This is a genomic window from Algibacter luteus (assembly GCF_900141715.1).
Classification (GTDB): domain Bacteria; phylum Bacteroidota; class Bacteroidia; order Flavobacteriales; family Flavobacteriaceae; genus Arenitalea; species Arenitalea lutea.
The window spans coordinates 463,985-477,224 of sequence record NZ_FQYK01000002.1 but is presented as its reverse complement, the minus strand read 5'-3'; the positions used below and the strand labels follow the sequence as shown (position 1 = coordinate 477,224).

The 13,240-nt window shown below is 32.0% G+C and carries 12 protein-coding genes; 6 read left to right on the top strand and 6 right to left on the bottom strand.

Going from position 1 to position 13,240, the window contains the following annotated elements:
• The first annotated feature begins 16 nt into the window (after positions 1–16).
• Genes BUA46_RS05705 through BUA46_RS05695 form a run of 3 tightly spaced genes read left to right on the top strand, consistent with a single transcriptional unit; the run spans position 17 to position 3,825 of the window.
• Positions 17–1,363 carry an O-antigen ligase family protein gene (locus BUA46_RS05705; RefSeq protein ID WP_237714660.1) on the top strand — a complete coding sequence of 449 codons (1,347 nt, stop codon included), beginning with the start codon at positions 17–19 and terminating at the stop codon, positions 1,361–1,363.
• Complete coding sequence (locus BUA46_RS05700) at positions 1,360–2,373, top strand: glycosyltransferase family 4 protein (RefSeq protein WP_019387341.1); 1,014 nt, start codon at positions 1,360–1,362, stop codon at positions 2,371–2,373. The genes BUA46_RS05705 and BUA46_RS05700 overlap by 4 nt, the downstream gene beginning before the upstream one ends.
• A 60-nt stretch (positions 2,374–2,433) precedes the next feature.
• On the top strand, positions 2,434–3,825 hold the full coding sequence (locus BUA46_RS05695; protein ID WP_019387340.1) for a sugar transferase: 1,392 nt from the start codon (positions 2,434–2,436) through the stop codon (positions 3,823–3,825).
• A gap of 18 nt (positions 3,826–3,843) precedes the next feature.
• On the opposite strand, the gene BUA46_RS05690 is transcribed toward BUA46_RS05695, so the two are convergent.
• Positions 3,844–5,013, bottom strand: coding sequence for a lipoprotein N-acyltransferase Lnb domain-containing protein (locus BUA46_RS05690; RefSeq protein WP_019387339.1), 1,170 nt, complete (start codon positions 5,011–5,013; stop codon positions 3,844–3,846).
• Positions 5,013–6,083 carry a putative type IX sorting system protein PorV2 gene (locus tag BUA46_RS05685; protein WP_026010019.1) on the bottom strand — a complete coding sequence of 357 codons (1,071 nt, stop codon included), beginning with the start codon at positions 6,081–6,083 and terminating at the stop codon, positions 5,013–5,015. The genes BUA46_RS05690 and BUA46_RS05685 overlap by 1 nt, the downstream gene beginning before the upstream one ends.
• A gap of 116 nt (positions 6,084–6,199) precedes the next feature.
• Here BUA46_RS05685 and BUA46_RS05680 point away from each other — a divergent pair, with 116 nt between their 5' ends.
• The gene (locus BUA46_RS05680) at positions 6,200–6,946 is read left to right on the top strand and encodes a CDP-alcohol phosphatidyltransferase family protein (RefSeq protein WP_019387337.1); all 747 of its coding nucleotides are present in this window, start codon (positions 6,200–6,202) and stop codon (positions 6,944–6,946) included.
• Between the two features lie 7 nt (positions 6,947–6,953).
• Positions 6,954–7,847 carry a DUF808 domain-containing protein gene (locus BUA46_RS05675; RefSeq protein ID WP_019387336.1) on the top strand — a complete coding sequence of 298 codons (894 nt, stop codon included), beginning with the start codon at positions 6,954–6,956 and terminating at the stop codon, positions 7,845–7,847.
• On the opposite strand, the gene lptB is transcribed toward BUA46_RS05675, so the two are convergent.
• The 4 genes from lptB to BUA46_RS05655 all read right to left on the bottom strand — a co-directional run bounded on the left by lptB (position 7,844) and on the right by BUA46_RS05655 (position 10,736).
• Positions 7,844–8,584 (bottom strand): LPS export ABC transporter ATP-binding protein, encoded by a 741-nt coding sequence (gene lptB, locus BUA46_RS05670; protein ID WP_019387335.1) that lies wholly within the window; start codon positions 8,582–8,584, stop codon positions 7,844–7,846. The two genes, BUA46_RS05675 and lptB, sit on opposite strands and share 4 nt — an antisense overlap.
• Before the next feature lie 67 nt (positions 8,585–8,651).
• Positions 8,652–8,999 carry a carboxymuconolactone decarboxylase family protein gene (locus tag BUA46_RS05665; RefSeq protein WP_019387334.1) on the bottom strand — a complete coding sequence of 116 codons (348 nt, stop codon included), beginning with the start codon at positions 8,997–8,999 and terminating at the stop codon, positions 8,652–8,654.
• The gene (gene tatC, locus BUA46_RS05660; protein ID WP_019387333.1) at positions 8,992–9,819 is read right to left on the bottom strand and encodes a twin-arginine translocase subunit TatC; all 828 of its coding nucleotides are present in this window, start codon (positions 9,817–9,819) and stop codon (positions 8,992–8,994) included. The genes BUA46_RS05665 and tatC overlap by 8 nt, the downstream gene beginning before the upstream one ends.
• Positions 9,819–10,736, bottom strand: coding sequence for a KpsF/GutQ family sugar-phosphate isomerase (locus tag BUA46_RS05655; protein ID WP_432416211.1), 918 nt, complete (start codon positions 10,734–10,736; stop codon positions 9,819–9,821). The genes tatC and BUA46_RS05655 overlap by 1 nt, the downstream gene beginning before the upstream one ends.
• 243 nt (positions 10,737–10,979) lie before the next feature.
• Between BUA46_RS05655 and recQ the strand changes: the two genes are divergently transcribed.
• Positions 10,980–13,184: a DNA helicase RecQ gene (gene recQ / locus BUA46_RS05645; protein WP_026010018.1), complete on the top strand. Its 2,205-nt coding sequence runs from the start codon at positions 10,980–10,982 to the stop codon at positions 13,182–13,184.
• Positions 13,185–13,240: the final 56 nt, after the last annotated feature.

Below are 13,240 nucleotides of genomic sequence, written 5' to 3'. Positions count from 1 at the left end.
CATAAAACTAATTGTTTTGCATATCCTTATTGGGTTAGCTGTATATAGTTTAGAGGTACTTTCTAAAGTTTATATACTAGGCATAGTTCTATATTTTTCAAATAAAATATTATATAGCAAGCCTTCTCAAAAAACATTACATGTATTAATAGCTTGTAGTTACGTGGTTGGTGCCGAAGTATTTTTACGAATGACTGGAGGGAACTTTCTCTACGAACTGTCTAAATATCTCGTAATTCTTTTCTGTTTGATGGGTATTTTAACGACTAGGCTCAAACAACCTATTCCGTTTATTGTATATATTTTTCTATTAATACCAGGAATTCTAGTGGCTGGTTTTAATATGACAGAGCAAACTACAATTCGAACGGCAATAGCCTTTAATTTAAGCGGTCCGGTCTGTTTGGGAGTGGTAGCAATTTTTTGTTATAAACGTAAAATTTCTTACCAAAATATTCATAGAGTGTTGTTAGCTATGTTATTGCCTTTAATTACCACAACCATCTATTTGTTCGTTTTTACGCCAAGTATAAGAGATATTATAAGTGGCACTGGATCAAATTTTGCAGCTTCTGGCGGGTTTGGTCCTAATCAAGTTTCTACAGTTTTAGGGATTGGAATGTTTGTATTAAGTGTTAGGTTTTTCATGTTATCACCTTCATTATTCCTAAAAATACTTAATGGTTTGCTTCTTGCTGCAATAAGTTACAGAGCTATTGTCACATTTAGTAGAGGAGGCGTAATAACTGCTATTATTATGATAACTGTTTTTGTTTTCTATTATTTCAGGAAAGTTAATCAAAAAACAAAATTTAGAATTAGTAGAACCGTTTTACTTTTTGTGAGCATGGGTTTATTAATTTGGTTATATACTTCTTTTCAAACAAGTGGTTTAATAGATATGCGCTACGCTAATAAGGATGCATTAGGTAGAGAGAAATCTGATATTTCAACAGGAAGGGCAGATTTGGTTTCCTTTGAAATAGACGAATTTTTAAAAAATCCAGTTTTGGGAGTGGGAGTAGGTAAAATAAAAGAACTCAGACAAATAAACGAAGGTATTGATGCGGCTTCACATAATGAAATGAGTAGAATTTTATCTGAGCATGGTTTATTTGGCATGGTGGCTTTTCTAATATTATTAATCTCGCCTTTGCTTTTTCGAATTAGAAATAAATCTAATATTTTCTTCTTTTCTTGTTACTTTTTTTGGTTTTTAACGATAAATCATTCTTCTATGCGTATTGCGGCACCTGCGTTTATTTACGGACTCTGTTTGCTTGATATCCAGTTTACATCTAAAAGAACTAAAAAGGCTAATGTAGCACTTAAAAAGAAGAATCTAATGCCTGTCGCATCTTGAAAACTTTAATTTATATAGGAAACAAATCTGGGGTTAGTAAGCATGCTAATATGTCATCGATTGACATTTTAGGCCGGTTGTTAGAAGAAAGTGGGTATAAAATATACTATGCTTCAAGTAAAAAAAATATTGTTCTAAGATTATTACATATGTTATGGGTTTGTTTTAAGTATAGCAATCGTGCCGATTATGTACTTATTGACACTTATAGTACGTTAAATTTTTACTACGCCTATTTTGTTAGTCAAATGTGCAGATTACTTCATTTAAAATATATTCCAATCCTTCATGGAGGCAAACTACCAAATCGTTTACAGCAATCACCAAAACTCTCAAAAGCCATTTTTAATCATGCGTATAAAAACGTATCGCCTTCAAAATATATTAAATCTAAATTTGAGGCGTTCGGTTATAAAAATCTTATTTGTATTCCTAATTCAATAGAATTAGGAAATTATAAATTTAAGAAGCGCGAGTTCGATGAGGCTAACTTACTTTGGGTGCGTTCATTTTCTGAAATTTACAATCCGTTTCTAGCAATAAAAGTTTTAAAAGCCTTAAAAGATGAAAGTATAAATGCTAAACTCTGTATGGTTGGTCCGGATAGTGACGGAAGTTTACAAAAAGCTAAAAATTACGCAAATGAATTACAAGTAGAAGTGATTTTCACGGGTAAACTTGATAAAAAAGAATGGATTAATCTTTCTGAAAATTATAATATTTTTATCAATACAACACATGTTGATAACATGCCGGTAAGTATTATAGAATCATGGGCACTTGGATTACCGGTAGTTTCGACCAATGTTGGAGGTATACCCTTTTTTGTTAAACATAATGAAAACGGAATTCTCGTTGAGCCAAATATGGAAAGCGCATTTGTTGATGCGATAAAGAAATTAATAAGTTCGAAAAATTATGGTAATAAGATTGCAGAAGAAGCAAGAAGGTGTGCCGAAAATTTAGACTGGAACGTTGTTAAAAATTATTGGATTAAAGTCTTAAATTAATACCATGTTTATAGATTTTACTTACTATCTTTATGGTCTCTCAAAATAATTCTCAAAATAATGTTTGATAGCGGTATTCATTTCAATATTTCTGAAAGAAAAATACTCTTGCGTATTTTTGATATACTCTCTATCCTTTTTGTACTTTATTTAGTTAGTAATAGTTTTGAATTTGATTATTTTACTTTAACAAAAGAAAATTGGACCTGGGTTTTTGTACTTATTTTATACGTATCTGTATTTGGGACTGTTTTTGAAATGTATGATTTACAAAAATCAAGTAGGATTGAAAAAATTTCTACGGCTATTGTATTTACGGTTTCTACTACGGTTTTGTTTTACTTGTTAACGCCCTTCTTTACTCCAGTATTACCAGATAATAGACTCCAAATACTGTTTTTTTATTTTGCCATTCTCATTGCCTTAATTTTATGGCGATTAGCTTATATCACCTTTATCGTATCTCCTAGATTTTATAAAAAAGTTCTTATAATTGGCGAAACTTCAAATATTGAAACTATTGTTGAAGCTTTTAAAAGTTCAGATCCTAACTATAAGATAGTTGGTTTTGTTAACTGCGAAAAAGATAAATTGGCTTCAGTAAAATATAAAGCCATTCCTGAATTTGGAGCTAGCCAAATTCGCGAGATTATTAAAAATGAAAATTTATCTGAAATTGTTGTGGCAAGTTATAGTTCAGAAAACATTACTTCTGAAATATATTATACGCTCATTAAATTGTTAGAAGAGGGTTTTCCTATTAATGAATACACTCAAGTTTATGAAGATTTAGCGCAACGAATTCCTGTGCAGTTTGTTGGAAAAGATTTTTATAAATACTTTCCATTTAGCAGAAACAATCAAAATAAACTGTATCTGTTTTTTCATAGACTTTTTGATGTTTTAATTTCTTTATTAGGAGTTATATCTGGCCTAGTTTTTTTACCAATTGTATTGTTAGGGAATGTTTTAGGAAACCGTGGACCTTTGTTTTATACACAGGATAGGATTGGTAAAAACGGAAAAATATTTAAAATTATTAAATTCCGTACCATGATAAAAAATGCTGAAGAATCTGGTGCGGCTTGGGCTAAGAAAGGAGATATTAGAGTAACCCCTTTTGGTAAATTTTTGAGACATTCAAGATTAGATGAAATGCCTCAATTTTTAAATATTTTAAAAGGTGAAATGAGTTTGATTGGTCCAAGACCTGAACGTCCGTTTTTTGTAAAAGAATTATCGAAAATGCTTCCATTTTATGAAACAAGACATATTGTAAAACCAGGACTTACGGGTTGGGCACAAGTAAAAACGAGATATGCTTCTTCTATTGATGATAGTTTATTGAAGCTTCAGTATGATTTATATTATATTAAACATAGAGGCTTTTTCTTAGATATGAACATCATGATTAAAACCTTGAGTACCATCATCTTTTTTAGAGGTCAGTAATAAGCATAATAGATTCAATTACAGTTTATTAAAATGCTTCACCAAGAAAATATACCTAATAAAAAGTGCTATTAAAAACGGAATTAATCCAATTGCAAATACTTGAACACCAATTGTCCAGTGTAGTGCTAACAGACATAACAATATTACTAATAGCTTAATGTATTTTATAAACCATGGTTTAGGTATTGGTTTTAAAAGTTGACCAATACAAAGTATGTTTAATGCAAAAGCCCAAAGTAAATTATAGTTTTGGTGCGTGCCAGTATGATTTGTTGCAAACCACAGTAATAAAATAACAATGCCTATTAACCCTGTGACTGCGAATATAGAAATATCTAACCATTTAGTACGCTGCTCATTTTTATGATCTTGATAGGTAATGAAAAGTATAATTAAGCCAATAATTCCAAAGATAAATAATGGACTGCTAAAAAACGAGTTAGTAAATTTTGTTTCACGTTTAGCATATAAAGTTTTACTTTCTTTAACTAAGGGCTCTTTATTTTTAATGGTGGCATTTTTAAAAAATTTGTAAATGTTTTCAGGTAAAAACATGTGGTCTTCAGGCGAAGCTTTTCTATCGATTACGGCACCTAAAGCTAAGTCTATACCCAAGCTACCCCACGAATTTCGATTTAGATTGTTTTGAATTAAGGTTCTAAATGAGGCTTCTTTAAAATCTTTTGGCTTGTTAAAAGTTATCGCGTTATTCAACACAATATTACTCACATCTTTAATTTTTGTGGCGCAATTATCATAAAAGAACTCGTATAAATAAGCTCTATTTTCTGGTTTATAGTTATTTACCAAATAATCATAAAGCTTTTGTTTTTCAGTAGATGATAAATTAAGAACTTGCTCTTTTATGCTTCTATTATAATAAGTATAAACTTGATAAAATCTATTAAAGTTAGTTCTACTTATTAAATAATTAAGTTTCCCTTGAGCAAATTTTAAGTAGAAATTTGGTGCATCAAAATCATATTCGCCATAACCATATACTAGGTCAATACCTTGATTTAAATCTTTAATTCTAAATGCACTGTGGCCAAAGGCATCATTTAAAGAAGTACCTGGACCAACGGTAAGTACACTAATTTCAGCTGCTTCAGATAATTGATGCTGTTGAGCGAAACTAAGTTTAAAAAACAAAAAAAGAAATAAAAGTAGGAATGTTTTTTGCATTATCTAAAGATACTAAAATCAAGTTTTAGTGAAAACACGTTTGAATAAAGGGCAACACTTTGGTCGCCAATATCAGTAAACGCGTAATCTATTTGAATTCCGTTATATTTAAAACCTAAACCGAAACTTGGTTGAAAAGTAAGTTCCTGACTATTATCAAACTGAGTTTCATTTTGAAAATTACCCATTCCGGCTCTTAGATAAACCATATCAATATATCCAAATTCAAAGCCCAAAGCTGGGTTTATACTAGCAAAAGATGTTGAGAAGATATCGTTGTTTTCTTCAAAACGTACATTCAAATTTACCGAGGTTAATAGCGTATAATCATAATTAAAATCTACCAACTTAGATATTCCAATTTGTAATTTTGGAATAGTAATTTCAGTGCTTTCAGGTAATTCTTGATTTTGGCCTTCAACAGCATCACTAATCGTAGCAAATTCTTCTTCATCTATTGCCCATGCGTTAAATGTTGTCGTTAAATCTCTCGCCATAAGTCCGAACTTCCAATTGTTTTGAGTTTCAAATTGAAGACCAACATCTAATCCAAAACCCCAAGACGAAGCAAAATCGCCAATAACTCTTCTTATAACTTTTGCATTCACACCATAATTTAAGCCTTGCACGGGTAATTCTCGTGCATATGAAAACGTTAACCCGTAGTCGGCAGTAGAAAATAAGCTGATTCTATCGTAATTTATATTACCCTGTGCATCGATAAGCTGGGTGGTGTTTAATATATCATCAACAGCAAAACGTATTAAAGAGATACCTACGGCGCTTCTATCATCTAAAGGCATAGCAAAAGCGGCATAGTCATAATTAGCAATGTTCGCAAAATAACTAGAATGCATTAAGGCAAGTTGATTGTCTTCTAGTTTCAATAACCCTGCAGGATTCCAATATCCTGAATTTACATCGGAAGAATGTGAAGTTACTGCACTACTCATACCCAAAGCGGCTGCATCAACGCCAATATTCATAAACTCATTTGAATATTTTCTAACGGTTTGTCCAAATAATGATATCGATAAGGCGCAAAGTATCGTAGTGATGTAAAGTCTCAATCGCAATTTTTTTACAAAGATGCACATAATTTACATTCTTTAAAACTGCAAATTATAATAGATATTGCTTAAGACTCAAATTGTTTGTTATTTTTACAGCATAAAAATAACATTATATGAAAAAACAAATACCCAATGCATTAACATTATTAAATTTATTTTGTGGTAGTATAGCAGTAATTTTAGCGGTAAATAACAACTTTGTTACGGCAGCATTATTTGTTTTTTTAGGTATATTTTTCGACTTTTTTGATGGTTTTGCAGCCAGAAAATTAAATGTTCAAAGTGAGTTAGGATTGCAATTGGATTCATTGGCAGACATGGTTACTAGCGGATTGGTTCCAGGAATAGTCATGTTTAAGTTATTGGCATTAACGCTTGAAAATGAAATTGTAACCGAAGGTACTTGGGTCTCTAACAACTTAGATTTCCATTTGAATCTACCATTATTACCGCTTTTGGGCTTATTAATTACTTTAGCTTCAGCCTACAGACTTGCAAAATTTAATTTAGATGAAGACCAACAAACTTATTTTAAAGGCTTACCAACACCAGCGAATACTTTACTAATTATTTCGTTGCCTTTAATTATAGAATTTCAGAATAGTAATGCTATTAACTCAATAATACTCAACCTATGGTTTTTAGTTATTTTGACGCTTGTAAGTTGTTATCTGTTAAATTCAAGCATAAAATTATTCGCTTTAAAATTTAAAAATTATAGTTTCAAGGATAACTCCATACGTTATATTTTTATACTACTTTGTGTTGTATTACTTATTGTTTTAAAGTTCGCGGCAATTCCTTTAATTATATTATTATACATCATAATGTCTGTTCTAGACAATTTAACTACAAAATAAAATTTAAATGGCTTCAGGTTTTTTTGCATTACTAGATGATATCGCTGCTTTAATGGATGATGTGGTGGTCATGAGTAAAATATCAACTAAAAAAACGGCTGGTATTTTAGGTGATGACTTGGCCGTAAATGCTGAAAAAGCAACCGGATTTGTGTCTTCTAGAGAGTTGCCAGTGCTTTGGGCAATAACTAAAGGTTCAGCTCGAAATAAGGTAATTATTCTACCAGTTGCATTTTTACTAAGTGCTTTTGCGCCTTGGGCGATTACATTAGCGCTTATTCTTGGTGCTATTTATTTGGCTTATGAAGGCGCGGAAAAAATTTATGAATACATTGTGCCTCACGAAACTGTAACTGAACAACATCTGGATTTAAAGGCTAGCCTTTCTAAAAAAGAATTGTTAGAACTTGAAAAAACGAAGATAAAATCAGCCATATTTACCGATTTCATTTTATCCGTTGAAATCGTCATTATTGCACTAGGAACCGTTTTAGCAAAACCTATTTTATTCCAGATTTTGGTAGTTTCAATTGTTTGTGTAATTGCTACTGTTGGTGTATATGGAATTGTAGCACTCATAGTTAGAATGGATGATCTGGGGTATAGACTAGTTAAATTCAGTAAAAGAGAAAAAAGCATTTCTAAAACTATAGGTAACCTTTTAATTAGAGCTTTGCCAATAATAATTAAAAGCTTAGCAGTAATAGGTACTATTGCTTTAATTCTTGTTGCAGGAGGAATTTTTTCTCATAATGTGGAATACATTCATCACCTTTTAGAAGAAATAGAATTACCGACAATTGTTGAAGAATTTATTGTTGGGCTTCTGGTTGGAATTTTAGCTTTATTTTTTGTGAAAATTTTTAAAAAGATTTTTAAGAAGAAAAATGCCCATCACTAATCTCTAATTTTCTTTTTACGAAGCTCGAAATTTTGTCCTAAATATACTTTACGAACCATTTCATCGTTGGCCAATTCTTCTGGTTTTCCGGCTTTTAGAATACTCCCTTCAAACATTAAATAGGTTCTATCAGTAATCGCTAACGTTTCTTGTACGTTATGGTCGGTAATAAGAATACCAATGTTCTTTTTAGTAAGTTGCGCAACAATTCTTTGAATGTCTTCAACCGCAACAGGATCTACACCTGCAAAGGGTTCATCCAAAAGAATAAAACTTGGGTCTGTTGCTAAGGCACGAGCAATTTCAGTTCTTCTACGTTCGCCACCCGATAATAAATCGCCACGACTTTTTCGAATGTGTCCTAACCCAAACTCTTCAATAAGCGATTCCATTTTATCATGCTGTTCTTTTTTACTCAGTTTAGTAAGTTGAAGCACGCTTAAAATATTGTCCTCAATACTTAATTTTCTAAATACCGATGCCTCTTGAGCCAAATAACCAATACCATTCTGTGCACGTTTGTACATTGGATATTTAGTAATTTCGGTATTATCTAGAAAAATATGACCGCCATTGGGTTTTATTAAGCCAACAATCATGTAAAACGATGTAGTTTTTCCAGCACCATTAGGTCCTAAAAGTCCAACAATTTCACCTTGATTTACCTCAAGAGAAACGTCTTTTACTACTTTTCGTCCGCTGTAGGACTTCATTAAATTTTCGGCTCTTAATATCATATTGTTATAACAAACGCTAAAAATAGTAAAATCATATACACTATTATAGCAGAATTTTTTATTTATATTATTCTTGAGATTCTAAAGCATCCCAAAATTCGTAGGCTTTTCGTAAGTGCGGAATAACAATGGTACCACCAACCAAAGTTGCGATACTTAACGCCTCAACAACTTCTTCTTTTTTTAATCCAATTTTATAGCTGGTTTCCATGTGGTATTTTATACAATCATCACATCGTAATACTGTAGAAGCTACTAATCCTAAAAGCTCTTTTGTTTTCACATCTAAGGCGCCTTCCGCGTAAGCGTTAGTATCTAAATTAAATATTCGTTTAATTACCTTGTTGTTATCGGCTAGAATTTTATCATTCATTTTAGCACGATAATCATTAAATTCTTTTACAATATCAGCCATGTTTTAATTTTTCTTTTCTTTTTTGGTTTCTAATTACAATTTTAGAAATATAAATACTTACTTGATATAAAACTATAATTGGAATGGCAACAATAACCTGACTTGCAATATCTGGAGGGGTAATTATTGCCGACAGAATAAGTACAACTACCAAAGCATATTTTCGGTATTTTCTTAAAATTTCTGGTGTAACTAAACCTATTTTGGTTAAAAAATAAATAATGATTGGAAGCTCAAAAATAAGTCCGGAGGCTAAAGCCGAAGAACGCACTAAGGCTATATAAGAACTAATATCAATTTGGTTATCTACTTTGGGAGATATACTATAATTAGCCAAAAAGTTTAAAGATAAGGGCGTAACAATATAATACCCAAAAAGGACACCTATAAAAAATAATAGGGATGAGATGATGATGAAACCTCTTGAGTGTTTACGTTCTTTACTATGTAAACCTGGACTGATAAATTTCCAAAGTTGATAAATAACATAAGGAAAAGAAATGACGAACCCACCTAATATGGCGGTCCAGATATCTGCCGAAAATTGACCTGCCATAGTTCTGTTTTGCAGAATCATCGGCATTTTTTCAGCACAAAAGGTGGTATCTACGCCAATAAAATTTGCTGTTCTACATAGCATATCGTAAGTAGGAAAACTCATTTCTAGAGGCGCAAAAATGATAGCTTCAAAAACAAACCTGCTAAAAATAAATACAAGCGTAGCAACGATTATAACTGCTAAACAAATTCTAATTAAATGCCAACGTAAATCTTCAAGATGATCTAGAAAGGACATCTCGTTAATATTTTTCTTTGCCATTATATAATACCTTCTTTTATTAAATCGTGTAAATGCACCACTCCGGCGTATTTACCTTGTTCCTCAACTAATAGTTGAGAAATGCCGTTGGTTTCCATAAGTTCTAAAGCGTCTATAGCCATAGCATCAGACTCAATACGCTTTGGATTTGCACTCATGATATCTTTTGCTGTTAATTTTGAAAAATCGTCAACTTTACTTAGCATTCTACGTAAATCACCATCTGTAATAATACCAATAATTTTATCATTTTCAACAACCGCAGTTACACCTAACATTTTCTCGGTAATTTCAATAATTACATTTTTAATATTGGTAGTTGGTAATACTTTTGGTTTTTCATTAACAGCGGATATATCTTGAACTCTTAGGTATAACTTTTTTCCTAATGCACCTCCTGGGTGATATTTTGCAAAATCGTTTTTTGAGAAGCCTCTCAATTCTAACAAACATATGGCAAGAGCATCTCCCATAACTAATTGAGCGGTTGTACTGGTAGTTGGTGCTAAATTATTTGGGCAAGCTTCTTTTTCAACAAAGGTGTTTAAAATATAATCGGCATGTTCTCCTAAAAAAGAATCTTTATTACCAGTTATAGCAATCATTTTGTTTTGAGCACTTTTTATGAGCGGAATTAGGACTTTAATTTCGGGGGTGTTTCCACTTTTAGAAATACAAATAACGACATCATCTTTAAGAATTGAACCTAAATCACCATGAATGGCATCTGCGGCATGCATAAAAATGGCAGGTGTTCCTGTTGAATTTAAAGTGGCAACAATTTTATTTGCAATAATGGCGCTTTTTCCTATGCCTGTAATTATGACACGCCCTTTAGAATTATAAATAAGTTCCGTGGCCTGTGCAAAATCATTAGTTATAAGGTTTGACAAGTTTGAAATGGCATTAGCCTCCATTTCAATAGTCTGTTTAGCTATGTCAATAATAGAATTTTTGTTTTTCAAAATTTATTATTTTTGGTTCATTTTTAAAGATTTTGTTATCTTTAGTGTAAATCAAATTAAAATTTGTTGTAATTTGAAAATTAGTTACAAAACTAACGAAAAAAATATGAGGGTTCTCTAAATGCTTTATGAAATTAACTAACCCATGTTTCGGCATAAGAGAGATGTAATTAAAACAATAATTTTATTCAATTCATGTCCATATCAAAGAGTGACTTGCATGCTTCACTAAAAAAATATTTTGGATTTAATAAATTCAAAGGACTTCAAGAAGGCGTTGTAGAAAGTATATTATCAGGAAATCACACGTTCGTAATCATGCCTACAGGTGGTGGTAAATCATTGTGTTACCAATTGCCTGCTCTTATGCAAGATGGCACAGCAATTGTTGTTTCCCCTTTAATTGCATTGATGAAAAATCAAGTGGATGCTATTCGAGGTGTTTCAAAAGAGAATGGTGTTGCACATGTATTAAATTCTTCTTTAAATAAAACCGAAATTAAGCAAGTTAAAACGGATATTGTTAATGGTATTACTAAGTTACTTTATGTAGCGCCAGAATCGCTTACCAAAGAAGAGAATGTTGATTTTCTCAGGTCTGTAAAAATATCTTTTATGGCTATTGATGAGGCGCATTGTATTAGTGAATGGGGGCATGATTTTAGGCCAGAATATCGAAATTTACGCCATATCATCAAGCGCATAGGCGATAATATTCCCATAATAGGCTTAACGGCTACAGCAACTCCAAAAGTTCAAGAAGATATTATTAAAAACCTTGGTATTCATAATGCAAAAACCTTTAAAGCTTCTTTTAACAGACCAAATTTGTATTACGAAGTTCGACCAAAAACTAAAAACGTTGATGTTGATATTATCCGATTTATAAAACAAAACGATAATAAATCTGGTATTGTTTACTGTTTGAGCAGAAAACGTGTTGAAGAACTTGCGCAAGTATTGCAGGTTAATGGTATAAATGCAGTGCCTTATCACGCTGGGTTAGATGCTAAAACACGCTCCAGTCATCAAGATAAATTTTTAATGGAAGATGTTGATGTGGTTGTTGCTACCATTGCTTTTGGTATGGGTATAGATAAGCCCGATGTGCGTTTTGTAATTCATCATGATATTCCTAAAAGTATTGAGAGTTATTACCAAGAAACAGGAAGAGCCGGAAGGGATGGCGGCGAAGGACACTGTTTAGCATATTACGCGTACAAGGATATAGAAAAGCTTGAGAAATTTATGTCTGGTAAGCCTGTGGCTGAACAAGAAATAGGACAAGCCTTGTTGCAAGAAGTTGTTGCATTTGCCGAAACATCTATTTCAAGGAGGAAGTTTATACTTCATTATTTTGGTGAAGAATTTGATAACAAAACAGGTGAAGGTGGCGATATGGATGATAATGTAAGACATCCTAAAAAGAAAGTTGAAGCCCAAGATCAAGTAAAATTAATGCTCGAGATCATCGATAAAACCAACGAAAAGTACAAATCGAAAGATTTAGTTAATGTTATTATTGGAAAAGAAAACGCTTTAATTAACTCGCATAAAACTAACGAACAACCATTTTTTGGTTCCGGAAAGCAAAAAGACAATAAATATTGGATGGCGTTATTAAGGCAAGTATTGGTTGCAGGTTTCCTTCGAAAGGATATTGAAACTTACGGCGTTATAAAATTAACCCAAGAGGGTAAAGATTTTATTAAAAATCCGAAATCTTTTATGATGACCGAAGATCATGTTTTTGAAGGAGAGCAAGAAGACGGCACGATTATAACCGCTGCTAAAGGCGGAGGGGCTGTGGCAGATGAAGTGTTAATGGGGATGCTTAAAGATTTGCGAAAAAAGAACGCTAAAAAGTTAGGCGTTCCACCATTTGTGATTTTTCAAGACCCTTCATTGGAAGATATGGCATTAAAATACCCAATTAATCTCACTGAACTCTCTAACGTGCATGGTGTAGGTGAAGGAAAGGCGAAAAAATACGGTAAAGATTTTGTAGCTTTAATTGAAAAGTATGTCGATGAAAACGATATTATTCGTCCAGACGATTTGGTTGTAAAATCTACAGGTAGTAACTCTGCAAATAAACTTTACATCATTCAGAATATAGATAGGAAATTACCTCTTGATGATATTGCCAGTTCTAAAGGGATGTCTATGGAAGAGTTTATCAAAGAAATGGAAGCTATCGTATACTCTGGTACAAAATTAAACATTGATTATTGGTTGCACGATATTTTAGATGAAGATCAACAAGAAGAAATTCATGACTATTTTATGGAATCTGAATCTGATAGTATTGATGCCGCTATTGAAGAGTTTGATGGTGATTATGATCATGAAGAATTACGACTTTACCGCATAAAGTTTATAAGCGAAGTTGCCAATTAAACTTTGTCATTCTAACTTTATACTTCACACTTTGTTTGCTATATTTGCACTTTCTT